General features: G+C 66.8%; 20 protein-coding genes and 1 tRNA gene. 6 read left to right on the top strand and 15 right to left on the bottom strand.

Features of this window, described 5'->3' with window-relative positions:
* Nucleotides 1-50 precede the first annotated feature (50 nt).
* The 4 genes from ACZK2R_RS22750 to ACZK2R_RS22735 form a co-directional block, all read right to left on the bottom strand.
* Nucleotides 51-1271, bottom strand: coding sequence for an RtcB family protein (locus ACZK2R_RS22750; protein ID WP_125895747.1), 1221 nt, complete (start codon nucleotides 1269-1271; stop codon nucleotides 51-53).
* A 56-nt stretch (nucleotides 1272-1327) separates the two neighbouring features.
* Complete coding sequence (locus ACZK2R_RS22745) at nucleotides 1328-2452, bottom strand: slipin family protein (protein ID WP_049398660.1); 1125 nt, start codon at nucleotides 2450-2452, stop codon at nucleotides 1328-1330.
* Between the two features lie 357 nt (nucleotides 2453-2809).
* Nucleotides 2810-2882, bottom strand: a tRNA-Gln gene (locus ACZK2R_RS22740).
* Between the two features lie 646 nt (nucleotides 2883-3528).
* Nucleotides 3529-4485 carry an aldo/keto reductase gene (locus ACZK2R_RS22735; protein ID WP_049424161.1) on the bottom strand — a complete coding sequence of 319 codons (957 nt, stop codon included), beginning with the start codon at nucleotides 4483-4485 and terminating at the stop codon, nucleotides 3529-3531.
* A gap of 169 nt (nucleotides 4486-4654) precedes the next feature.
* Here ACZK2R_RS22735 and ACZK2R_RS22730 point away from each other — a divergent pair, with 169 nt between their 5' ends.
* The 4 genes from ACZK2R_RS22730 to ACZK2R_RS22715 all read left to right on the top strand — a co-directional run bounded on the left by ACZK2R_RS22730 (nucleotide 4655) and on the right by ACZK2R_RS22715 (nucleotide 7036).
* On the top strand, nucleotides 4655-5512 hold the full coding sequence (locus ACZK2R_RS22730; RefSeq protein WP_180838692.1) for a class I SAM-dependent methyltransferase: 858 nt from the start codon (nucleotides 4655-4657) through the stop codon (nucleotides 5510-5512).
* Nucleotides 5513-5659: 147 nt separating this feature from the next.
* Nucleotides 5660-5980, top strand: coding sequence for a hypothetical protein (locus ACZK2R_RS22725; RefSeq protein WP_258015832.1), 321 nt, complete (start codon nucleotides 5660-5662; stop codon nucleotides 5978-5980).
* A 135-nt stretch (nucleotides 5981-6115) separates the two neighbouring features.
* Complete coding sequence (locus ACZK2R_RS22720) at nucleotides 6116-6367, top strand: hypothetical protein (protein ID WP_223224685.1); 252 nt, start codon at nucleotides 6116-6118, stop codon at nucleotides 6365-6367.
* Between the two features lie 129 nt (nucleotides 6368-6496).
* A complete protein-coding gene (locus ACZK2R_RS22715; RefSeq protein WP_180838693.1) occupies nucleotides 6497-7036 on the top strand; it encodes a pseudouridine synthase in 540 nt (179 codons plus the stop codon).
* A gap of 94 nt (nucleotides 7037-7130) precedes the next feature.
* Here ACZK2R_RS22715 and ACZK2R_RS22710 read toward each other — a convergent pair whose 3' ends face one another.
* Both ACZK2R_RS22710 and hrpB read right to left on the bottom strand, forming a co-directional pair.
* Entirely contained in the window at nucleotides 7131-7505 is a 375-nt protein-coding gene (locus tag ACZK2R_RS22710; RefSeq protein ID WP_019336760.1) for a hypothetical protein, read from the bottom strand.
* A gap of 135 nt (nucleotides 7506-7640) precedes the next feature.
* Complete coding sequence (hrpB, locus tag ACZK2R_RS22705) at nucleotides 7641-10145, bottom strand: ATP-dependent helicase HrpB (protein WP_125895745.1); 2505 nt, start codon at nucleotides 10143-10145, stop codon at nucleotides 7641-7643.
* A gap of 67 nt (nucleotides 10146-10212) precedes the next feature.
* Between hrpB and ACZK2R_RS22700 the strand changes: the two genes are divergently transcribed.
* A complete protein-coding gene (locus ACZK2R_RS22700; protein WP_125895754.1) occupies nucleotides 10213-11010 on the top strand; it encodes a TatD family hydrolase in 798 nt (265 codons plus the stop codon).
* A 76-nt stretch (nucleotides 11011-11086) separates the two neighbouring features.
* Here ACZK2R_RS22700 and ACZK2R_RS22695 read toward each other — a convergent pair whose 3' ends face one another.
* The 6 genes from ACZK2R_RS22695 to ACZK2R_RS22670 all read right to left on the bottom strand — a co-directional run bounded on the left by ACZK2R_RS22695 (nucleotide 11087) and on the right by ACZK2R_RS22670 (nucleotide 17404).
* Nucleotides 11087-11917, bottom strand: a complete 831-nt coding sequence (locus ACZK2R_RS22695; protein ID WP_180838694.1) for a Rossmann-fold NAD(P)-binding domain-containing protein — start codon at nucleotides 11915-11917, stop codon at nucleotides 11087-11089.
* Between the two features lie 50 nt (nucleotides 11918-11967).
* Complete coding sequence (gene panE / locus ACZK2R_RS22690; RefSeq protein ID WP_125895743.1) at nucleotides 11968-12906, bottom strand: 2-dehydropantoate 2-reductase; 939 nt, start codon at nucleotides 12904-12906, stop codon at nucleotides 11968-11970.
* 246 nt (nucleotides 12907-13152) lie between these two features.
* Nucleotides 13153-14067 (bottom strand): IS110 family RNA-guided transposase, encoded by a 915-nt coding sequence (locus ACZK2R_RS22685; protein ID WP_180838801.1) that lies wholly within the window; start codon nucleotides 14065-14067, stop codon nucleotides 13153-13155.
* Nucleotides 14068-14441: 374 nt separating this feature from the next.
* Nucleotides 14442-15209: a hypothetical protein gene (locus ACZK2R_RS22680; RefSeq protein ID WP_125896005.1), complete on the bottom strand. Its 768-nt coding sequence runs from the start codon at nucleotides 15207-15209 to the stop codon at nucleotides 14442-14444.
* A 438-nt stretch (nucleotides 15210-15647) separates the two neighbouring features.
* A complete protein-coding gene (locus tag ACZK2R_RS22675; RefSeq protein WP_010482250.1) occupies nucleotides 15648-16439 on the bottom strand; it encodes an ABC transporter permease in 792 nt (263 codons plus the stop codon).
* Nucleotides 16436-17404: an ABC transporter ATP-binding protein gene (locus tag ACZK2R_RS22670; RefSeq protein WP_049400895.1), complete on the bottom strand. Its 969-nt coding sequence runs from the start codon at nucleotides 17402-17404 to the stop codon at nucleotides 16436-16438. Before ACZK2R_RS22670 ends, ACZK2R_RS22675 begins: the two co-directional genes overlap by 4 nt.
* Before the next feature lie 84 nt (nucleotides 17405-17488).
* On the opposite strand from ACZK2R_RS22670, the gene ACZK2R_RS22665 reads away from it, so the two are divergent.
* Nucleotides 17489-18238: a ferredoxin--NADP reductase gene (locus ACZK2R_RS22665; protein ID WP_080356485.1), complete on the top strand. Its 750-nt coding sequence runs from the start codon at nucleotides 17489-17491 to the stop codon at nucleotides 18236-18238.
* 74 nt (nucleotides 18239-18312) lie between these two features.
* On the opposite strand, the gene ACZK2R_RS22660 is transcribed toward ACZK2R_RS22665, so the two are convergent.
* The 3 genes from ACZK2R_RS22660 to ACZK2R_RS22650 form a co-directional block, all read right to left on the bottom strand.
* On the bottom strand, nucleotides 18313-19488 hold the full coding sequence (locus ACZK2R_RS22660; protein WP_125895399.1) for a lytic polysaccharide monooxygenase: 1176 nt from the start codon (nucleotides 19486-19488) through the stop codon (nucleotides 18313-18315).
* Nucleotides 19489-19666: 178 nt separating this feature from the next.
* Nucleotides 19667-20839: a lytic polysaccharide monooxygenase gene (locus tag ACZK2R_RS22655; protein ID WP_180838690.1), complete on the bottom strand. Its 1173-nt coding sequence runs from the start codon at nucleotides 20837-20839 to the stop codon at nucleotides 19667-19669.
* 233 nt (nucleotides 20840-21072) lie between these two features.
* Nucleotides 21073-21558: a DUF1203 domain-containing protein gene (locus tag ACZK2R_RS22650; RefSeq protein WP_180838689.1), complete on the bottom strand. Its 486-nt coding sequence runs from the start codon at nucleotides 21556-21558 to the stop codon at nucleotides 21073-21075.
* Nucleotides 21559-21576 lie beyond the last annotated feature (18 nt).

Here is a 21576-nt window from a genome sequence, read left to right as displayed (position 1 = left end):
CGGGCACCATTGAGGCACGGTGGGTGCCGGCCGAGGCCGGCACCGTTCCATCATCCCTTCACGCACAGCACCTGGCGCAGCGTGTGCACCACGTCGACCAGGTCGAGCTGCGCCGCCATCACGTCGTCGATCGACTTGTACGCGGCCGGCGATTCATCCAGCACGCCGCTGTCCTTGCGGCATTCCACATGCGCGGTGGCCTCGCGGTGCTGGGCCAGCGTGATCTGCTGCCGCGCAGTGCCACGGCTCATCACCCGGCCGGCACCGTGGCTACAGCTGTGGAAGCTGTCCGCGTTGCCCTTGCCACGCACGATGTAGCTGCGCGTGCCCATGCTGCCGGGAATGATGCCCAGCTCGCCCTCGCGGGCACTCACTGCACCCTTGCGCGTAACGAGCAGCTCCTGGCCGTGGTGCGTCTCCTTCTGCACGTAGTTGTGGTGGCAGTTCACCGCCATCGCCGCCAGCTGGAACTTCGGCAGCCGGTGGCGCATCTCGGCCAGCACCCGCGACATCATTGCCTCGCGGTTCTGCCGGGCGTAGTCCTGCGCCCACGACACTGCTTCGACGTAGTCATCGAACAGCGGCTCGCCTTCCATGAAGAACGCCAGGTCCTTGTCCGGCAGGTGGAAGCCGAGCACACGGCGCGCAAGCTCTTCGCGCGCCTTCTCGATGAAGTAGGTGCCGATCAGGTTGCCGGTGCCGCGAGAACCGCTGTGCAGCATCACCCACACCGTGTCCGTCTCGTCCAGGCACAGTTCGATGAAGTGGTTGCCGCCGCCCAGCGTACCCAGCTGGCGGTCCAGCTTGTCGGTGCGGATTCTGCGGTGCTTGTCCTTGATCTTCTCCAGACCGGCGGCCAGCCCGGACTGCACCAGCCGCGTGTGGATGCTGTCGGGCATGCGGTGGTGCTCGCCGCCACGGCCGTTGCCGACCGGGATGCTGCGCTCGATGCTGGTGCGCAGCTGCCGCAGGTCATCGGGCAGGTCGTTGGCACGCAGCGTGGTACGCACCGCCGCCATGCCGCAGCCGATGTCGACGCCGACCGCGGCCGGGATGATCGCACCGCGGGTCGGGATCACCGAGCCCACGGTCGCGCCCTTGCCCAGGTGCACGTCCGGCATCACTGCCACCCACGGCCCAACGAACGGGATCGCGGCGATGTTGCGCAGCTGCTCATGCGCCTGCGCTTCCAGCGGCACACCGTTGACCCAGCCCTTGATCGGCGTGGTGCCCTCGGCGTGCAGCCATTGATAGTTGTGTTGAGTGTCCATGTCTTCGTGTTTGTCCTTGATGGGCCGGCGGCGCGTCCCTGCGCCGCCGCGACCCCCTACCTGATCGTCACCAGCTGCTTCAGCACGCCATCCAGGCCGCCGAACACGGTGAGCTTGTCGATCTTCTCGGTGACCTTCTCCAGTGCCTCCAGCTCCTTCAAGCGCATCAGCACCGGGTTGTCCTCGATCAGCTTTGCGGTGTTGAGCTGCGAACGCGTGGCGTTGGCCTCCTCGCGACGGCGGATCACGCTGGCCTGGGCCTGCTTCTCGGCCAGCACCACACCGTTGAGGATCTCCTTCATCTCACCCGGCAGGATCACGTCCTTGATGCCCACGCCGAGCAGCCGCACGCCGTGGCCCTCGATCGCTGCCTGCACATGCGCGGCGATCTCGCCGTCCAGTGCGGCCTTGTCGCCCAGCAGCTCGTCCAGGCTGCGCGCGGCAATCGCCTGGCGCAGGCCGAACTGCAGCTGCCGGTAGACGAACTCATCGGCATTGCTGAGCGTGCGGTGCGCACGCACCGGGTCGACCACCTGCACGGTCGCGGCCAGGTTCACCCGCAGGGTCACCTTGTCGCGGCTGAGCAGTTCCTGGCCGGACACGTCCAGCGAACGCGCACGCAGCTCCACACGCTCCACCGACACGTTGCCGTTGAAGTTCCAGAACGCGTGCAGGCCGGCGTCCAGCGTCTGTCGCAGCGTGCCATCGATGAACAGCAGGCCGACCGACTCGCTCGGCACGGTGCTGATCACTGCCACACGCGGCAGCACGCCCAACTGGCCCAGGCGCTGCTGCACGTCCGCCGGAATGCGCGGCTCGTCACCCAGCGCCATCACGCGCACCTGGGTGTCGACCGAACCCCGCCAGTACAGACGGCGGCTGCCCGGCGGCAGCACTTCATCGATGCGGCCGTTGCGCAGCAACAGGCCGACCTCGCTGGCGCCGACGTTGGCCAGCACGAAGTGCGTGTCCAGCTCGGTGCCCAGCGCTTCGATCAGGCTGTCCTGGTCGCTGCCGGTATAGGCCGCGCCCTTCGATGCGGTGTGGATGTCCACGTGCGGGCGGCCGCCGAACGGCGACAGGCGGTGCACGCCCGGCAGCAGGATCTGCTGGAAACGACGGTTGCGATACACCAGGCCGCGCTCGCCGTCGCCGATCACGACCTTGATGGTCCAGAACATGGGAGTCTCTCCTTGTATGGCTCTGGTGGTTCGACCCGATGGGAATGAATCGCCATGACCCGGGTCGATCAGGTCGTGGCGAGGCCGCCTGCACACCACGTGCAGGCAGCGGAAGAGGGCGGCCATCGGCGGACGGTCCGCGCGCGGAGCCTTCGGTGCACCGGCACGGCTGCCATCGTCGTTCCCGGCAGGCAGCACCGGTGCGGAACGTGGCTGGCAGTGGCGGCGGGCCGGGGCCCGGCGTGCGGTCCGTTGCCTTCCACGTTCCTGCCCGAAGGCGTTGTCCGTGGACGGCGACGATGGCCGCTGGGGCTTGCGCCCCGGGTGTTGCTTCAAGTCATGACGTGACAGGTCATGTGGTTTGGAGTGGGAATCGAACCCACGACAGACGGAATCAGGATCCGTTGCTCTACCCGACTGAGCTATCCAGTGGTGAACCGCGCGGAATCGAACCGCGTACCGGCGAACCGGTGCCTGCCTCCAGCAGGCGATCCAGGCGATGGCATGTCCGCGACCTCCGGCATACGCCACGGCAACGCCGCGCGCACCAGCCCGTGGTGGAAACGGGACCGTTGGAGAATCGAGGGTGCAGGCCACCGACATTATCGCGAGCGATAATGTTTGGGTGCGATGCAGATAATGTCCAGGCGCTGCCACTCGCGCGAAGTAAATCCTTCGGCGGGGCGGAAAAGCCTGGGTCAGTGAGCGGCGGGTTGCCGCGCGGGGTGCAGTTCTGGCATCGCGGGTCCTTGTGCCGACGCAAACGAAAACGCCCCCGGGACTTGCGTTCCGAGGGCGTCGTCAGGCCTCGGAGATCGGGGTGGCCGATCTCCGCAGGGCGGGTATCAGGCCGTTGTCAGCTGGTCTTCCTTGCCGAACGCGCGCGCCAGCACGTCCATGCGCAGGCATGGCAGCAGTTTGGCGATGGCGACGGAATGCGCGTTCAAGGGAAGTTTCCAGTGGTTGTTGAAACGAGGTGCGCACGATAAACCACGATTTACTCGCGCGCAACCATTTTGTTCAATTATTTTCTTCTTTACCGCGCAATGCCGGCCAGCGGCCGGCACTACCGGGTCTCAAGCTTCCGTGCTGGCGGCATCCAGCTGCGCGACATCCTGCACGCTCAGCGACACGTTGGCTGCGGCCAGCAGATCGTGCAGCTGCTCGACGCTGGTGGCGCTGACGATCGGCGCGGTGATTGACGGCCGTGCGATCTGCCATGCCAGTGCGATCTGCGCGGCACTGGCGTTGTGCTTGCTGGCCACGTCATCCAGTGCCTGCAGGATGCGCAGGCCACGCGGATTCAGATAGCGCTTCACCACGTTCTCGCCACGCGCCGGGCTCTTGGCCGCATCGGCCGGCGTGCGGTATTTGCCGCTGAGGAAGCCACTGGCCAGCGCGTAGTAGCCGATCACCCCGATCTGTTCGCGCTGCACCAGCGGTTCCAGTTCCTTTTCGTAGCCGGCGCGGTCATACAAGTTGTACTCCGGCTGCAGGGTTTCGTAGCGTGGCAGTTTGTAGTCGGTGGATACCTTCAGCGCATCGGCCAGGCGCGTGGCGCTGTAGTTGGAGGCACCGATCGCACGCACCTTGCCGGCTTCGATCAGCCGGCCGAATGCGGCCAGGGTCGCTTCCAGCGGCGTTGACTCGTCATCCTCGTGGGCCTGGTACAGATCGATCACGTCGGTCTGCAGGCGGCGCAGCGAATCTTCCACCGCGGCGTTGATGTTGTCCGGGGTCAGGCCGGGGCGCTCGGCCCACTTGGCCACCTTGGTCGCCAGCACCACCTTGTCGCGCTTGCCGCTGCGGGCAAACCACTTGCCGATCAGCGTTTCCGATTCGCCGCCGGCATTGCCCGGCACCCAGGCCGAATACACATCGGCGGTGTCGACCAGGTTGAAGCCGGCATCGACGAAGGCATCGAGCAGGGCGAAGCTGGCCTTCTCATCGGCGCTCCAGCCGAACACGTTGCCACCGAAGGCGAGCGGACGTACATGCAGGCCGGAACGGCCCAGTTCGCGGGTTGCCGTCATGGGCACGGACTCCTTGGGGGAAGTGTTCCAGAATAGAACGCGTTGTGTGACCGTGCTGCGGCGGTGACCACAAAACAGTGTTCCGCGATACGCACGCAGCTAACGTTTTGTGAACACCTGGGACGCCGCGGCTGCTAGTCTCGCCGCATCTTCCGCTGGAGTCGCTCCGATGATGCCTGCTTCGTCCCTGCGTGGTTGCCGCCTGCTGCTTGCTTCGGCCCTGCTTGCCGCTGTTCCCGCGTTCGCCGCACCGGCCACGGTGGCACCGGCGAAGATCCAGGTGTCACCGGCCATCGATGCGGCGGTGAAGGCGTCGACCCGTGATGCCAACAACGTCAAGCGCGATGGCTTCCGTCATCCGGCGCAGACGCTGTCGTTCTTCAAGGTGACGCCGGAAAAGACCGTCATCGAGATCACCCCCGGCAACGGCTGGTACTCGGAGATCCTGGCGCCGCTGCTGCACGACAGGGGCCACTACGTTGCTGCGGTGGTCGATCCGACGGCCGTTGCCGAAGGGCGCGGCCGTGACTACCAGCAGCGCAGCCGCGACAGCCTGGAAAAGAAGTACGCCGGTGCGCCGGCACAGTTCGGCAAGACCGCCGTGGTCGCCTACGATCCGGCCAAGCCGGTGTTCGGCCCGGCCAGTTCAGCCGACGTGGTGCTGACCTTCCGCAACGTGCACAACTGGCGCAAGGCCGGCCAGGCGCAGGGCATGTTCCAGGGCTTCTTCAACGTGCTCAAGCCGGGCGGCGTGCTGGGTGTGGTTGAGCACCGCGCCAAGGCCGACGTGGCCGATGACGATGACACCGGCTATGTCGGCCAGCAGCAGGTGATTGCAATGGCCGAAGCCGCCGGCTTCAAGCTGGACGCGCGCAGCGAGGTCAACGCCAACCCGCGCGACACCAAGGACCACCCGAACGGCGTGTGGACGCTGCCGCCGACCAACCAGCACGACAAGGCAGATGATGCGAAGTACCAGGCCATTGGCGAAAGCGACCGCATGACCCTGCGCTTCATCAAGCCGTAAGAGGGGTGCCGGGCTGGCGCATGTTGACTCTGTAGAGCCGAAGGCAGCGGCAGGAGCCGCTGCCAACGTCGCGTGCGACGGCCCGAAGGGTGCCGGTCAGGACGGCCGGCATCGTCCCTGCTCGGCTCATCGCGCGTAGCGCGGCGCATGGCTGGTCCCAAGACCGGCCATGCGCCGGAATTCGATCGTATGCAAGGACATGAATTGTTGAAGAAGGTCTTTTACATCGCTGTCGCGGTGCTGGTGCTGGGGCGGTTGATCGATTTTGTGTTCTACGGTGGTCATGCCCACGATCTGATGGCGACGGTAGGGTTTGCCGTGCTGTTCGCGGGTGCCATTCTGGAGGAACGTTCGCGCAAGGCCGACCCGCCGGCCGCAGGCCTGCGGCGCCGGGCCAATGTCATCGCCGCGTGCGGCATCGCACTGGTGCTGGGCTCGTTCCTGCTGGAATGGAAGGTTTTCGGCTGAGCCGGCCGAGATTGGGGCGGCAGGAAAGCGCAGCCGCAACCACGCTCACCGCGCGCAGCGCAACGTATGGCTGGCCCCAGGTCCGGCCATGCGCCGGAGTCCAATCGAATTCAAGGACATGGACCGTTGAAGAAGGTGCTGTATATCGTCATCGCGGTGCTGGTGCTGCCGAGGCTGTATGACTTTGTGTACCACGGTGGGCATGCTTACGACCTGCTGGGAGCGACGGGTTTTGCGGTGCTGTTCTTTGGCGGGGTGCTGGACGAACGCGCCCGCATGACCTGTCCGCCACCCGCGGCCCTGCGTCGCCGGGCCAATGTCGTCACGGCATGCGGTTTCGTGTTGGTGCTGGGGTCGTTCCTGCTGCAGTGGAAGGTATTCGGCTGAGCCCTTCGTGTTCGTGGTCGCAGGAAAGCGCAGCCGGGCATGGGCTATGCCGGCCGACTTGACCGGCACCTTTCGAGCCGCCGCAAGCGGCATGGGACAATGCCCCACCCGCCGCCTGCCGTGCCCGCAATGCTGATCGCCTTCAACAAGCCCTTCAACGTGCTCTGCCAGTTCACCGACCGCAGCGTGCCGCCGCGGCCGACCCTGGCCGGGTTCGGCCTGCCGCCGCGCGTGTATGCCGCCGGTCGCCTGGACCATGACAGCGAAGGCCTGCTGCTGCTGACCGACAACGGTACGCTGGCGCACAAGCTGACCGACCCGAAGCACAAGGCTGACAAGACCTACTGGGTGCAGGTGGAAGGCATGCCCAGCGACGAACAGCTGCAACAGCTGCGCGACGGCGTGGTGCTCAATGACGGGCCGACCCTGCCGGCGAAGATCGAGCGCCTCGATCCGGCGCCGTCGCTGTGGACACGCGATCCGCCGGTGCGCTTCCGCAAGACCGTGCCTGACAGCTGGTTGGCGATCACGATCCGGGAAGGCCGCAACCGGCAGGTCCGGCGGATGACCGCGGCGGTGAGCCTGCCGACGCTGCGGCTGATCCGCGTGTCGATGGGGCCTTACCGGCTGGACGACCTGCAGCCGGGGCAGTGGCGGCAGATCGGTTGATGCAGAAAGGGCCGGATACCTTCCGGTGTCCGGCCCTCATGTAGTGCCTTGGGGTCAGAGTCCTTCCTGTGGAAAGGATCCGACCCCGGCAGGCTCAGGCGTCGCTGCCGATATCGCTGTGCTCGTCCACCACGGTGTCGTTGCGGCGGTCACGTGCGTTGATCCGCTGCGCCTGCCCATTCACCACGTGGCCATTGGCGGCCTTCTTCTTCTGCTGCTTGCGGTACAGCGCGTAGCCGAGCAGGCCTACACCGACCGCAGCGGCGGCCACGGCCACTGCCGGATTGCGGCGCACGAACTTGGTTGCGGCCTTGCCGCCGGTCTTCACTGCGCCGATGGCGGCGCCGGTCTTGATCCAGTCCGCATTGCGCAGGCTGCCACCGGCGCTCTTCAGGCCATCGCCAGCGGTGTGGGCCAGCTCCAGGGCGCGCTCCAGAGCGCGGTCGGTGATTACGGTCAGCTTGCTCATGCGGGGGTCCTTTGCCTCGGGTCGAAGTCCAGTGTCGCGTGTTGCCCGTAAACGGTATGTCAGTCGAGGTCACACGTGGCGTGACTTTACCGCAGCCATTCAGGATCAGGCAGGGTCCGCAGCCGGCCCCACCGGTCAGGTCCCGCGCGGCTTGGCCCGATGGGTGGCCGTCGCCGTCCACGGGTCATCCGGCCACGGATGGCGCGGGTAGCGGCCCTTCATTTCCTTTTTCACTTCCGCGTAGGTGTTTTCCCAGAAATTGCGCAGGTCCTGGGTGACCTGCAGCGGGCGGCCACCGGGCGAGAGCAGGTGCAGGGTAAGCGGCACGCGGCCGTCGGCGATGCGCGGGGTGTCAGCCAGGCCGAACAGTTCCTGCAGCTTCACCGCCAGCACCGGCGGCAGCGGTTCGCCGCTCTCGCTGTCCAGCGCATAGGTGATCGGCCGCTCCAGCCCGGACGGCACGGTGATGCGGGTCGGCGCATGACGCTCGACCAGCTGACGCTGTGACCACTCCAGAGGCGACTTCAGCGCTTCGCCGAAGCTGGACTCGTCCAGCGCATCCAGGCGGCTCTTGCCGGCGAACGCGGGCTGCAGCCATTGCGCACGCGTGGCCAGCAGGGCGTCGTCGCTGCAGTCGGGCAGGCCGAGTTCGGGCATCCAGCGCCGCAGCGACTCCACGCGTGCCTGCCATTGGCGCAGGCCTTCGGTCCACGGCAGCGCCTGCAGGCCGAGTTCGGCCACCGCGTCGGTCAGCGCCTGTGCGGCGTGCTGCGGATCAACCCGCCCGGCCGAGCGGCTGTCCAGCACGATGCGGTCGAAACGGGTCTCGCGCAGTGCCACCAGGGCGCGACGCTCGCTGTCCCAGCGCACCACATCCTCGGTCACGAAGCGCTCCGGCCACGCCTTGCGCAGCTGGCCCTCGTCCACCGGTGCGGCACGCAGCAGCAGCGCGTCGCGTGCCTCGAAGCGCAGTTCACTGGCTACCAGCCACGGCTCGCCGCGCAGGTCGCTCAGATCGTGCAGGCGTGCGCTGCGACCGTTGGCCAGCAGGTAGCGCAGTGGGTCGCTGGGGTGCTGGACACCGATGCGGTCGGGGAAGGCGTGTGCGAGCAGGTCACCGAGTTCATGGGCTTCGATGCTGGCCGGCGGTGCGGCATCGCAGCGCAGGCGGCGACGCCACTGTTTGGCGGCGGCATCAATCGCGGCCAGGCCGCTGCGGTTGGCGTCGCCCGGTGCGCGGCCATTGCGGAACGCCGCCAGCGCACGCCAACGCGCCGCCAGCGCGTCACCGCCCTGGCGCAGCGGGTCGCGCGCCTCCAGCAGGGCGGCCAGGTCGGCGGCCAGGGCTTGCGCACGTGCACCGGGCGCCGCCAGCAGCATCGCCGCCATCCGCGGATGCGTACCCAGCGCCAGCACGCGCCGGCCAAGTGCGGTGATCGCGCCGCTGCTGGACAGCGCGCCGAGCCGCTGCAGCAGTTCGCGGGCGGCACCCATCGGGCCGGCCGGTGGCGGATCGAGGAAGCGCAGGTCGCTGCTGCCCCAGGCGGCCAGTTCCAGCGCCAGTCCGGCCAGCTCGACCTGATCGATCTCGGCGCGGCGCTGCGGCTCCAGCCGCTGCGACTGCGGCCACAGCCGCCAGGCCACGCCTTCGGCCACGCGACCGGCGCGACCGGCGCGCTGGTCGGCCGACGCCTGCGCGATGGCCACCACGTCCAGCCGGGTGAAGCCACTGTTGGGGTCGTAGCGCGGTTCGCGCGCCTGGCCGCTGTCGATCACCACGCGCACGCCCGGCAGCGTCACCGAGGACTCGGCCACGTTGGTGGCCAGCACCACGCGCCGACGACCATCACTGGCCGCCTGCAGGACCCGCGCCTGCTGCTCCACCGGCAGTTCACCGTGCAGGGCCAGCACTTCAACACCCGCATCCAGCGATTCCTGGAGCCCGGCCTGCACCCGCGCGATCTCGCGCTGGCCGGGCAGGAATACCAGCAGGTCACCCGGGTGCTCGGCCAATGCCTGCTGCACCGCGCGGCGAACCTGCAGTTCCAGCGCCTCATCGCGGCGCGCCGGGAAATGGCTGACCGTCACCGGGTAGCTGCGGCCTTCGCTGCTCAGCCGCGGCGCATCAAGGAAGCGGGCAAGTCGCTCGCCATCCAGCGTGGCCGACATCACCACCAGGCGCAGGTCGTCGCGTAGCTGCGCCTGCACGTCCAGCGCCAGTGCCAGGCCGAGATCACCGCTGAGGTGGCGTTCGTGGAATTCGTCGAACAGGATCGCGCCGACCTCTTCCAGCATCGGGTCGTCCTGCAGCATGCGGGTCAGGATGCCTTCGGTAACCACCTCGATGCGGGTGCGCGACGAGACCTTGTTCTCGAAGCGGATGCGGTAGCCGACGGTGCCGCCCACCTCTTCGCCCAGCTGCCGCGCCATGAACAGCGCGGCGCTGCGTGCGGCGACCCGGCGCGGTTCCAGCAGGATGATCTTCCGCCCCTGCAGCCACGGTGCATCGAGCAGCGCCAGCGGCACCTGGGTGGTCTTGCCGGCGCCGGGCGGTGCCTCCAGCACCAGTCGTGGCTGCGCGGCGAGGTGCTGCTGGATCTGCGGCAGCAGCGGGGAAATCGGGAAGAGCGGGGCGTTCATGTGCAAAGGATAAAGGGCCATGGCAGCCGCAGGTACAATGCGCGGGCACTTTTCCCCCGCGATGACCATGCACCTGATCGATATCGGCGCCAACCTGACCCACGACTCCTTCGACCGCGACCGCGATGCCGTGCTGGACCGCGCGCGCCAGGCCGGCGTGGTGCAGATGGTCATTACCGGCGCCAGCCGCGAGCACTCGCCGCTGGCCGTGCAGCTGGCGCAGCAGCATCCTGGTTTCCTGTATGCGACCGCCGGCGTGCACCCGCACCATGCGGTGGAATACACCGAGGAATGCGACGCCGAGATGCGCGCGCTGCATGCCCACCCGGAAGTGGTGGCGGTGGGCGAGTGCGGGCTGGACTACTTCCGTGACTTCTCGCCGCGCCCGGCCCAGCACCGCGCGTTCGAGCGCCAGCTGCAGCTGGCCGCAGACAATGGCAAGCCGCTGTTCCTGCACCAGCGCGACGCGCATGCCGATTTCATGGCACAGATGAAGAACTTCGAAGGCCGTGTCGGCCCGGCGGTGGTGCATTGCTTCACCGGTGAGCGTGACGAGCTGTTCGATTACCTGGACCAGGACTGGTACATCGGCATCACCGGCTGGCTGTGCGACGAGCGCCGTGGCGCGCACCTGCGCGAACTGGTGAAGAACATCCCGGCCAACCGCTTGATGATCGAGACCGACGCGCCGTACCTGCTGCCGCGCACGCTGAAGCCGATGCCGAAGGACCGCCGCAACGAACCGATGTTCCTCTCGCACATCGTGGAAGAGCTGGCGCGCGACCGTGGTGAAGACGTGGCGGTGACCGCCGCGAATGCAACTGCCGCGACGCGTACGTTCTTCCGCCTGCCGGACGCGGGTTGATCAGGTAGTGCCGGCCGCTGGCCGGCAGCAGCATGAACGCCGCAAACATCGCGCGGTTGCCGGCCAGCGGCCGGCACTACCGGAGCAGGTCGCGCAGGCCCTCACGGTAGCTGGGGAAGCGCGGCTCCCAGCCCAGCGCCTCGCGCGTACCGGTGCTGTCGATGCGCTTGTTGCTCTCGTAGAAGCGCCGCAGCGTCGGGCTGAGTGCAGGGTCGTCCCATGCCACTGCAGGTGGCATCGCAAAGCCGCCCAGCTGCGCGGCGAAGGCCAGTACCTCCTGCGATGGTGCCGGCTCGTCATCGGCTGGCAGATACAGCCCATCCACGCACGGCCGCTGCATCGATGCGATAACGACCGTTGCCAGGTCATCCACGTGCAGGCGGTTGAACACCAACCCTGGACGCACTACGTGGCGCGCACGTCCCTGTGCCAGCTGCAGCAGCGCATTGCGTCCCGGCCCGTACAGGCCGGGCAGGCGGAATACCGCCGAGGCGATACCGCGCTGCTCCGCCAGCGCACGCCACTGGTCCTCGGCGCGTCTGCGTTGCATGCCGGTCGTTTCAGTGGCATCGGCCACGCTGGTTGCGTTGATCCAGCCGCCGGCCCGATCGGCATAGACCGACGTGGATGACAGATAGCCCACCCAGTGAAGTGCTGGACTTTCCTGCAGTGCCGGCAGCAACAGACGCAGTGCCGGGTCACCCTCGGCATCGGGCGGCACGCTGCACAGCACGGCCTCGGCCTGCGCGATCTCACCGAGCAGAGCGGGCGATGGCGTGTCGTCGGCACGTAGCTGATGGCGCAGCAGGCCATCGTGCGGTGCTGATGCCAGGTCGCGCACCGTGCCGGCCACGTGTACGCCCAACGCCCGCAGATGCGTGGCCAGCACGCACCCGCTCCAGCCCATGCCGAGGATCAACACCCGCGCGGGCAGGGCGTTGGCCTGCGTCGTATCGCTCACGCGCTGCGCAGCGCCTGGTAGGCCTGCAGGCTGCTGTAGGCGACCTGCAGCAGCAAAGCTTCCTGGTCGGCCTTGCGCGCGCGCGCCAGCATGTCGCCGACGATCTGCTCGGCTTCCACCTGCTGGCCGGCTTCCAGGTCTCGCAGCATCGATGCCTTCAACGCAGAGCCCGCCTGGGTGAGGGTGCCGCGTGCGGTGTCCTGCGCGGCATCAGGAATCGGTTCACCGGCAGCCTCGGCCACGGCCAGGCACTCGTCGTACAGGCCACGCACGATCGCCTCGCCATCATCGGTGGCGACGATGCTGCCGATATCCGCGCGCAGCAGGCAGGTCGCGGCGGCCAGCGCGGTCAGGAAGGTGTACTTGATCCACTGTTCCTGGCCGATGTGCTCGCTGGCCAGGTGATCGAGGTTGGCCTGCGCGCAGGCGGCGGCGAAGGCACGCATGCGTTCTGAGATGGCACCGCCGTCGCGCTCGCCGAAGGTGAGCTTGGCCGGCTTGCCCAGGTGCAGCACGGCGCCGTCGGGGGCCTTGGTGGCGCTGATGAAGCATAGGCCACCGAGCACAGCGTCGCGGCCGAAGCGCAGGTCCAGCGCGTTGTAGTGATGCAGGCCGTTGAGGATCGGCAGCACGGTGGTGTTTGCGCCCACGGCCGGAGCGATGGCATCGATTGAGCTGTCCAGGTCGTAGGCCTTGCAGCTGAGGATGACCAGGTCGAACGGCTTCTGTGCGGCCAATGCGGGTAGCGCATCGGCGGTGACGTGCTGCACCGGGAAGCTGGCATCGCCGAGTGGGCTGCGGATGACCAGGCCGTCGCGGTCCAGCTGGGCGGCGCGTGCGGGGCGCACGAGGAAGGTCACATCTACGCCGGCCTGAGCCAGGCGACCGCCGAAGTAACCGCCGGTACCGCCGGCGCCGAGGATCAGGATGCGCATTGCACGTTCACCGTTTTCTGGGGAATCAGGAGTGCGATTGTGCCGGAGATTGCGGCCAACGGCGGAGCCCCTCGTGGTGGAAGAAGCACAAGCCGTGCCTGGTCGGGCGGTCCCGGTGCGCGGGGGGCGCCGCAAGTACGTCCGTGTAGCAACTGTGTTGCTGGAGAGTCTCAGGCCCGTCAGGTAAACGGGCACGGTAGTGCCGGCCGCTGGCCGGCAGCCTTTGGTCTTTCGCCCTGGCTCGCCTCAGGCGGGGACTAGCCCGCTTTCAGCGTCGCGCACACGGGCGTTGAGGATGACCAGCATCTTCCGCATCACTGCCACGATGGCCACCTTGCCTTCCTTGCCGCGGGCTCGTAGCGACTGGTAAAAATCGCGCAGCCGAGGTTCATGCCGCATGGCCGACATTGCCGCCATGTAGAGCACTTGCCGGATTTCGGCTCTTCCACCGTGGATGCTTCGTTTTCCTCTCATCGTGCCGCTGTCGTGGGACATCGGGGCTACCCCGACCAGGCTGGCGATGCGCTTGCCAGTGATCCTGCCAAGCTCTGGCAGATAGCTGGCTAGAACTGCCTGCAGCACAGGCCCTACGCCCTTCATCGACTTCAGCATCTTCAGTTGAGGCTGCTGACCAACCTGCTCGACGATCTGCTTGCCCAGACGCTCAACCAACGTTTGTAGGCGGGTGATGTTGCCCTGCAGTAGTCGGCGCAGTTCACGATCAAGCACCATTTCCTGCTGTTGCCGCGCGATGGTCAGGGCGTCCATCGCCTGCCGACGTGCCCGAACGAACTCCCGCATCTTCTGCTGCCAAGACTGCAGCGGCTGATAGGGAGGCAGCTTCACCAGGGCGGCCATCTGCGCCAACGCGTAGGCATCCAAACGGTCGGTTTTGGCAGTCTGACCCAACCCCTGAGCCAGTTTCCGGGCGCGCAAGGCATTGGCACGGGCCACCGGATGACCGGCCTTGTGCAGGAAATCCAGCACCGGCTGCTCATAGCCACCCGTGGCTTCAAGCACGATCTGGCGGGTCGGACGCTTCTTCAGCCAAACATCCAGTTCAGAAAACCCGGAGCGGTTGTTGCTGACCTGCAGGGTTTCTCCGTCCGTCGTACCGATATCCAGCTGACGCTTGCTGACATCAATCCCGATCCCGTTCATCACCTGACTCCGTATAGTCTGGAAGGGTCGAGAGCTCCCCCGCTTGCCCAGTCTTATCGCTTCGAGTGGTCGCTCCAGCAACTGTTCGGGCGGATCAAGGGAGATTCCGGCGTGGGCGCCAAGCTACATGGCGATCGTCGCGATCCTGGTTACGGATCGTCGAGATCTAGGCTCGCACGGCGGCCCACGCCGGCTCTCGACGCCTACGCTGCCAGATTCCGATCAGATAAGGCTTGGCCGCCGCATCCATGCGGCGGACACCCCCGCGCACCCGGACCGCCCGACCCCTGACAGTTTCCGGGTGCGGCCACCACGGAAGACAGATCAGGAGCGAAAGCGGGTCGCTCGCTGCGCTCGCTCGTGTGGAGCGGTGCTCAGGGCAGTTGTTCGCTGAAGTCTTCGGTGTAGCCCAATAGCAGTGTGGTGCGGGTGGCCAGCGTTGCAGCCAGTTGTGACCAGGTGTCGTGCGTTCCGGCCGCGTAGACGCGCTGCAGGTCCGCGACCAACGCGCTCGCCTCTGCAGGCGACGGTGCGCGGTCGCGCTGGAAGCCGAGCCACGACGCACCGAGTCCGAACAGGCGGTAGCCGTATCGCTGCTGAAGGTGCCGGATCAGGGCGTGGTTCTGGAAGAGGTCCCAGTCCGCGCTGAAGTAGCCGTTGGGCAGGGCGGCAATCAGCAGGTCATCGCGGGCCACGGGTACCTGCTGCACGCAGACCACGTCATCGATGATGAGATCCGGCTTCGCATTGGCGGCGACCAGCGCCTCGATGTCTTCGTCGCTGCACATCAACGTACCCGCCAGCGCTGTCCACTGCAGCCGATGCGTGGAATGCTCAAGCTGCGCGACGACGTGCGCCAGCAACCGCCCGCGTGCCGCCAACGCATCTTCCGGCGTCGCCGGGTCTTCGTCCTCGTACAGCGCGATGCGTTCGTCATCGGACGCGTGCATGCTGGTGTAGCGGCACTGGCCGACATCGTCGAGCGTGCATAGATAACGATGAAGGGGATCAGCCGCCTGCAGCGAGGCCAGGCAACCGAGCACCTCATCCAGCGTAGGCGAATCGCTCAGCAGGACGTGGCTGAACGCATCGATCGGACCATCCGACACGGCCTTGTCCAACGGAATGGAAGTGATCTTCATCGCCACAGCCTAGCCGTAATCCGAAACGAAAAGAGCCAAGCATCGGCTTGGCTCTACAGGAACGCTTCATCCACGCATGGCGTGGATCTACCGTGTCGACCAAGGTCGACACCTACCAGCAGCAGCGGAGAACGCTGTCCCGACAGATCGCAGAAACCTGTCGAAGGCGGGGTGGGTCCGGTTGCGGGGGCGTGAGCCGCATGGGCCCGAGGCATGCCTCGGGCGGGTTGGGCAGGACGCCCAACCCCGGTCTTGCCGTGTGCGCAGGACAGCGCACACGAGCAAGCGGCGACCGAGCTTACATGGACGTACTTGCAGCGTCCCCCGCAACCGGATCCACCCCGCCAACCCACGGAATGCCAGCTTTTGACGTTGCCGTAGAAGTTGACGTTGACGTTGATTCGGCGGGTGCAGGGCCGCAGGCCCTGCAGGCAACCCTCAGCTGCGCATGCCCACGCCACGGCGCAGCAGCCACAGCGCCAGCGCCGTCAGCACCACCACGAATCCGATCATCAGCCCGTAGGCCACCGGCAGCGGCACATCGCTGCTGCCCAGCAGGCCATAGCGGAATGCATTGACCATGTAGAAGATCGGATTCGCGTGCGTGGCGGCCTCGGCCCAGCCCGGCAGCAGCTTCACCGAATAGAACACGCCACCCAGGTAGGTCAGCGGGGTCAGGATGAAGGTCGGCACGATCGCCACGTCATCGAACTTCTTCGCATACACCGCGTTGATGAAACCGGCCAGCGAGAAGATCGTCGCACCCAGGATCACCGTGGTCAGCATCACCAGCGGGTGCGGGATGCGCACCGGGGTGAAGAACATCGCGATGATCAGCACGATCACGCCCACCATCAGGCCGCGCAGCACCGCACCGGCCACGTAGCCCCACAGGATCACCCAGTTCGGCATCGGGCTGACCAGCAGCTCTTCCACGTGGCGGCCGAACTTGGCGCCGAAGAACGAGGAGCTGATGTTGCCGTAGCTGTTCTGGATCACGCTCATCATCACCAGGCCCGGCACGATGAACTGCATGTAGGTGTAGCCGCCCATGTCCCCCACGCGCGACCCGATCAGGTTGCCGAAGATCAGGAAGTACAGGGTCATGGTGATCGCCGGCGGCACCAGGGTCTGGCCCCAGATGCGCATGATGCGGGCGACTTCGCGGCGCACGATGGTCATCAGTGCGACGCGGTTGCGCTGGCCGTCGGTCAGCTCGGTGGTGCTCATGCAGGCTTCTCCAGGTTGCCGGTGAGGCGCACGAACAGCTCCTCCAGGCGGTTGCTCTTGGTACGCATCGAACGCACACGGATACCGGACTCGTTGAGCGTGGCAAACACGCGGTTGAGGTCCATTGCGCGCGGCATGTCGATGTCCAGCGTGTGCGGGTCCGGTGCGGTCAGCGTCGCGCCCTCGATCACCGGCAGCTGCGCAGGCAGGTCACCGTCGATGTCCAGCAGGAAGCCTTCCACGTCCAGCTTGGCCAGCAGGGTGCGCATCGGCCCCTGCTCGACGATCTGGCCATGATTGATGATCGCCAGGTGGCGGCACAGGTACTCGGCTTCTTCCAGGTAGTGCGTGGTGAGGATGATCGTGGTGCCGGCGGCGTTGATCTCCTTCAGCACGCGCCACATGTCGCGGCGGATCTCGATGTCCACGCCGGCGGTCGGCTCGTCCAGGATCAGCAGGCGCGGGCGGGTCATCATCGCGCGGGCGATCATCAGCCGGCGCTTCATGCCACCGGACAGCGTACGGCTCATCACCTGTGCCTTTTCCCACAGGTGCGCCCGCTTCAGTTCCTCTTCGGCACGCTGCTCGGCTTCCTCGCGCGGCACGCCATAGAAACCGGCGTAGTTCACCAGGATGTCGAAGGGCTTTTCGAACAGGTTGAAGTTGATCTCCTGCGGCACCAGCCCGATCAGGCGCATGGTGGCGCTGCGGTTGCGCACCAGGTCGCTGCCGAACACTTCCACCTGGCCCTCGCTGAGGTTGACCAGGGAGCTGATGATGCCGATCAGGGTGGACTTGCCGGCACCGTTGGGGCCGAGCAGGGCGAAGAAGTCGCCCGGGGCCACTTCCAGGGAAACCCCCTTCAGGGCCTGGGTGCCGTTGTCATAGGTCTTGCGCAGGTCGCGCACGCGCAGGGCGGGCGCCGTATCGTTCTGGGATGCCAAGCTCGAAGCCTTCGCGCCCATGGGCTGGCGCTGGAGAGGGGCGGGGAGGGGCTATTATAGAAGACCCCGAGGGCTTGCCCCGGCTACACACTGTCCCGAAAAGTCGTGCCTGTTCAATTCCCCCTCAAGCTGGTCGGCTGCCGCATGCTGGCCCCGACCGTCGGCCACTACCAGTTCGTGCGTGACGATGGACAGCCGCTGGATTTCCAGCCCGGCCAGTTCATCCAGGTCCATTTCAGCTACGCCGACGGCACCGAAACCAAGCGCAGCTACTCGCTGGCGACCATCCACGACCACGCGCTGGGCCCGGGCGAGGCGGTGGATATCGCGGTCAGTTTCGTCCCCGGTGGCGCCGCCACGGCCCTGTTCGAGGCGCTGGAGCAGGGCGGCCAGATCAGTGCGTCCGGCCCCTATGGCCGGTTCTGCCTGAATCCCGGTGACCACAATGCCCGCTACCTGCTGATCGCCACCGGCACCGGCGTTACCCCGTACCGCTCGATGCTGCCGCTGCTGGAAAAGGCCATGGCCGAGCGCGGCGTGCAGATCGTGCTGCTGCAGGGCGCGCGCAGCCCGGGTGAGCTGCTGTACAGCGAAGATTTCTACAGCTTCGCCGAAAAGCACCCGAACTTCCGTTATGTTCCATGCCTGTCGCGCGAACTGCCGGCTGATCCGCACCCGGACGTGCAGCACGGCTACGTGCAGCAGGCGCTGGCCGGCTTCACCCCGGACCCGGCCACCGACATTGCCTACCTGTGCGGCAACCCGGACATGGTCGACGCCTGTGCCGAACTGCTGAAGGGCGCGGGGCTGGGCAACCCGCAGATCCGCCGCGAGAAGTACGTCAGCAGCAAGTAAGCCTGCGTAGTGCCGGCCGCTGGCCGGCAGCCCATGAACCAGGGGCGGCATCACGCCGCCCCCGGTGTCCTGCCTCAGTACGCGATCCAGGCGTCGCGCCACGCATAGCCGGTGCCCGGACGATAGGCATCGGCATTGATGTTGCACCAGGCGCCTTCCGGGAACGGGCGGCAGGCATACAGCTTGCCGTCAGTGCCCTTCACCACGGTCTCGCCCGGCTTGTAGCTGCCGAGGCCGGCCGGGTACACGAAGTCGAAGTCGCCGCCCGGCGGATCGACTGGATCGATCGGGCCCGGACCCGGCACCTGGGTTTCCAGCTGGAAGCGGTTGCCCTGCTTCAGGTACACGCGGTTGTCGGTGGCCGAGGCGACCGGCGTGATCACGCCGTTCTTCATCACGCCCACGCGCGCATGCTGTGCACTGGCATTGACCTTGCGGGCCAGGGCCAGCGGCCACTGCGTCGGGCTGGTCTGGCCAGCGGCCAGTTTGGTTTCCACGCGCTCCAGATCATTGCCGTTGGCATTGAACACACGCAGGGTCACGGTGCTGTCCACGTCCAGTGCGCCATTGGCGGTCACCGCGCCGGCATCCTGCCACTGCGGCGGCGGAACCACGCCACCGCCACCTTCGAAGCGCACGTCCATGCAGGTGTAGAACGCTTCCTGCGAATCCGAGCGCTGCCAGGTGTTGTAGATGATGTGCTGGCCAGTGCGCTTGGGCAGCGGGCAGTCCAGCTTGTAGACACCGCCTTCGGACAGCGGCACGTTGCCCAGGGTGCAGAATTCCTGCAGGTCGGCCCAGCGCAGCGGGCTGCCCGGCTGCCAACCGTCACGGGTGACGTAGAACTTCCACTCGCGGGTGGCGTGCGGCGCCGGCGCCAGGAATTCGAAGGTGTAGCGGCCACGCGAATCGGCGCGCATCGGCGTGGTCGGCCAGTCGCTGCGATTCAGATCGAGGCCGCGGTACTTGGGGATGCTGGCGCTGCACAGCTCGCCATCGCGCACCAGGTCGCGGTGGTTGCCATTGGCGTTGCCGTGGGCGATCGCGCTCCAGTCATAGAACGGCTGCGCGCCGCCGATGGCCTTGGCCGCGGCACAGGCCGGGTTGGTCGGGTTTTCCGGATTGCCTTCGTGGCACTGCTTCACGCGGCTGAGCGGCTTGGACATGGTGCCGTGGGCGAGGGCGCTGCCGGACAGGGCCAGGCCGGCAACGACGGACAGAGCGAGGACTGCCCGGTGGGACAGGTGCATGCAGGAACTCCTTTGCGAAGTGTGGGAAACCTCGCGCAGTCTTCACATGCAGGGCCGTCGGCAACATCGGACAAGTTTGAAATCGATGGCGGCTGTGTTCGATCTGCAACACGGTGCTCACTGTGCCGCCATCCGGGCGAAAGGCGGTGCACTGTGCACCGCCTCCCGCATCACTGCCTCAGTACGCGATCCACGCATCGCGCCATGCTGCACCCACGCCCGGCCGGTAGGCTTCGGCGTTGACGTTGCACCATGCACCTTCCGGGAACGGGCGGCAGGCATAAAGCTTGCCGTCGCCGCCCTTCACCACGGTCTGGCCCGGCACGTAGCTGCCGATACCGGCGGGATACACGTGGTCAAAATCACCGCCCGGTGATGGCGTGCCGGGGTCGGGCACCTGGGTATCGAGCTGGAAGCGGTTGCCATCCTTCAGGTACACGCGGTTGGCGGTGGCCGAGGCCGTCGGTGTGATCACGCCATTGCTGAGCACGCCCACGCGTGCGTGCAGGGCGCTGGTATTGACCTTGCGGGCCAGCGCCAACGGCCACTGCGCGGCCGCAGTCTGGCCACTGGCCAGGGTCGCTTCCACGCGTTCGACATCATTGCCGTTGGCGTTGAACACGCGCAACGCCAGGGTGGTGCCGACCGGCAGCTCGCCGCGCGCGGTGACCGGGCCGGCATCCTGCCACTGCGCTGCGGGCGGGGTGCTGCCACCGCCTCCTTCAAAGCGCACGTCCATGCAGGTGTAGAACGCTTCGGTCGAATCCGAGCGCTGCCAGGTGTTGTAGATCACATGCTGGCCGCTGCGCTGTGGCAGCGTGCACTGCAGCTTGTAGGTGCCATCGGCCGACAGCGGCGTGTTGCCCAGCGTGCAGAACTCCTGCAGATCGGCCCAGCGCAGCGGGCTGCCCGGTTGCCAGCCGTCGCGGGTGACGAAGAAGCGCCAGTCACGCGTGGCGTGCGGCGCGGTCGCCTTGAACACGAAGGTGAACTTGCCGCTGGCGTCTGGCTGGATCGGTGTGGTCTGCCAGTCGCTGCGGTTAACATCCAGCCCGCGGAAGGTCGGGTTGTTGCCGCTGCACAGCTTGCCGTCGGGCACCACGGCCTGGTGGTTGCCGTTGGCATTGGCCTGGTTGATGCCATTCCAGTCGTAGAACGCCTGCGAACCGCCTACCGCTTTCGCGGCGGCGCAGGCCGGGTTGGTCGGGTTCTCCGGATTGCCCTGGAAACAGGCATAGACGCGGCTGACCGGCGTGGTCATGGTGCCGTGGGCGAATGCGTTGCCGGCCAGGCACAGGCCCGCAGCGGCGAACGAGGTGGCCAGCAACAGCGGTGTGGATCGGAATGACATGGCGCTTCCTTGTGGTCGTCGAAAGAGAACGGTGACCGCAGGAGCTGCGCTGCACGGCGGACTTTCGGCGGCACCACAGCGAGTATCGAGTCGCGATGCAAGGGGCGGAACCACCGAAGCGCCGATCCGTGACTGGGGGTGTGAAGCCCTTCCCGCAGGCTTCACGCGGGACTGAACGGATGCGTTGACCATCACGTCTTCGGCGTGGCATCGATCACGTCGTGGAGATCGTGCTACGTCGCCGGCATACCCACCCGATCTGCCTGGCACGAGAAGCAGCCGTGGGCCGCGTTGTGCAGTTGCACGAAGGCCACGGCAGGGTCGGCAAACAGCGCGTCCAGCCGGGCGGCAACATCAGTGCCCGCGCTGATCTCTGCGGCCAGCATCAATGCAGCGTGGTCATAGGCGCGCAACGAGATCGTACGGCGTTGTACATAGGCGGGTACCTCGCCCGGCGGCAGCACGCAGCGCGTTACGCCACGCTGCACGAAGATCGGGCCCGAGGCGTGATAGGGCGAGTGCAGCGGCAGGTGCACATGGGACAACAGCAGCAGCTCGCTGCCGCTGGGCGGATCGCTCAGGCCGATCCGGCAGGGGTGTCCTCCTGTTTCGCCGGCCCAGCGACGCTGGATGCCCAGCGCAGCCAGCGCGGTGTCACTCTTCTCGAACAGGTGCTGGAAGGGGCGGTGGTCGAGGCCACCGAGGTACCACGCATGCATGGGCGTCTCCTTGGTTTT

Source organism: Stenotrophomonas sp. 96582_Sma (genome assembly GCF_056480905.1).
This window is presented reverse-complemented; position numbering and strand designations above follow the sequence as displayed.

Coding starts and splice junctions, on each gene's coding strand:
- ACZK2R_RS22750 (WP_125895747.1), bottom strand. CDS start 1,271: ATGGACACTCAACACAACTATCAATGGCTGCACGCCGAGGGCACCACG.
- ACZK2R_RS22745 (WP_049398660.1), bottom strand. CDS start 2,452: ATGTTCTGGACCATCAAGGTCGTGATCGGCGACGGCGAGCGCGGCCTG.
- ACZK2R_RS22735 (WP_049424161.1), bottom strand. CDS start 4,485: ATGACGGCAACCCGCGAACTGGGCCGTTCCGGCCTGCATGTACGTCCG.
- ACZK2R_RS22730 (WP_180838692.1), top strand. CDS start 4,655: ATGATGCCTGCTTCGTCCCTGCGTGGTTGCCGCCTGCTGCTTGCTTCG.
- ACZK2R_RS22725 (WP_258015832.1), top strand. CDS start 5,660: ATGGCTGGTCCCAAGACCGGCCATGCGCCGGAATTCGATCGTATGCAA.
- ACZK2R_RS22715 (WP_180838693.1), top strand. CDS start 6,497: ATGCTGATCGCCTTCAACAAGCCCTTCAACGTGCTCTGCCAGTTCACC.
- ACZK2R_RS22710 (WP_019336760.1), bottom strand. CDS start 7,505: ATGAGCAAGCTGACCGTAATCACCGACCGCGCTCTGGAGCGCGCCCTG.
- hrpB (WP_125895745.1), bottom strand. CDS start 10,145: ATGAACGCCCCGCTCTTCCCGATTTCCCCGCTGCTGCCGCAGATCCAG.
- ACZK2R_RS22700 (WP_125895754.1), top strand. CDS start 10,213: ATGCACCTGATCGATATCGGCGCCAACCTGACCCACGACTCCTTCGAC.
- ACZK2R_RS22695 (WP_180838694.1), bottom strand. CDS start 11,917: ATGGGCTGGAGCGGGTGCGTGCTGGCCACGCATCTGCGGGCGTTGGGC.
- panE (WP_125895743.1), bottom strand. CDS start 12,906: ATGCGCATCCTGATCCTCGGCGCCGGCGGTACCGGCGGTTACTTCGGC.
- ACZK2R_RS22685 (WP_180838801.1), bottom strand. CDS start 14,067: ATGAACGGGATCGGGATTGATGTCAGCAAGCGTCAGCTGGATATCGGT.
- ACZK2R_RS22680 (WP_125896005.1), bottom strand. CDS start 15,209: ATGAAGATCACTTCCATTCCGTTGGACAAGGCCGTGTCGGATGGTCCG.
- ACZK2R_RS22675 (WP_010482250.1), bottom strand. CDS start 16,439: ATGAGCACCACCGAGCTGACCGACGGCCAGCGCAACCGCGTCGCACTG.
- ACZK2R_RS22670 (WP_049400895.1), bottom strand. CDS start 17,404: ATGGGCGCGAAGGCTTCGAGCTTGGCATCCCAGAACGATACGGCGCCC.
- ACZK2R_RS22660 (WP_125895399.1), bottom strand. CDS start 19,488: ATGCACCTGTCCCACCGGGCAGTCCTCGCTCTGTCCGTCGTTGCCGGC.
- ACZK2R_RS22655 (WP_180838690.1), bottom strand. CDS start 20,839: ATGTCATTCCGATCCACACCGCTGTTGCTGGCCACCTCGTTCGCCGCT.
- ACZK2R_RS22650 (WP_180838689.1), bottom strand. CDS start 21,558: ATGCATGCGTGGTACCTCGGTGGCCTCGACCACCGCCCCTTCCAGCAC.